Origin of the sequence: Shewanella electrica (genome assembly GCF_022321485.1) — a bacterium.
Taxonomy (GTDB): Bacteria; Pseudomonadota; Gammaproteobacteria; order Enterobacterales; family Shewanellaceae; genus Shewanella; species Shewanella electrica.
The window spans coordinates 1-254 of the sequence record NZ_JAKOGG010000509.1 but is presented as its reverse complement, the minus strand read 5'-3'; the positions used below and the strand labels follow the sequence as shown (position 1 = coordinate 254).

General features: G+C 66.5%; 1 protein-coding gene. It reads right to left on the bottom strand.

Annotation, left to right across the window (positions count from 1 at the left end):
* A partial coding sequence (locus L9G74_RS24440) for a MarP family serine protease (protein WP_238898808.1) occupies window positions 1-254 on the bottom strand: 254 nt, incomplete at both ends.

The following is a 254-nucleotide window of genomic DNA, read 5'->3' as shown; positions in this document are numbered from 1 at the left end:
ATGCGCCCTTTGCCCGGGAGATGATCTCGGTCGAATTCCCGACCTTGTCAGGGGTCGCTCCCTTCACGGAATCAGCGGCTTCCGGCGTGCCGGAGACGAAGTCGTGGAGGACGGATGCCTTCAGCGCGTAGCTCACATTGTCCGCCGACCGACCGTCGGAGGTGTGGTCCAGCCTCAGGGTGATGACGCCCACGGCCCATCCGCTTTCCGAGTCGATCAGCGGGCCGCCGGAGTTCCCCGGCTGCACCGGCACG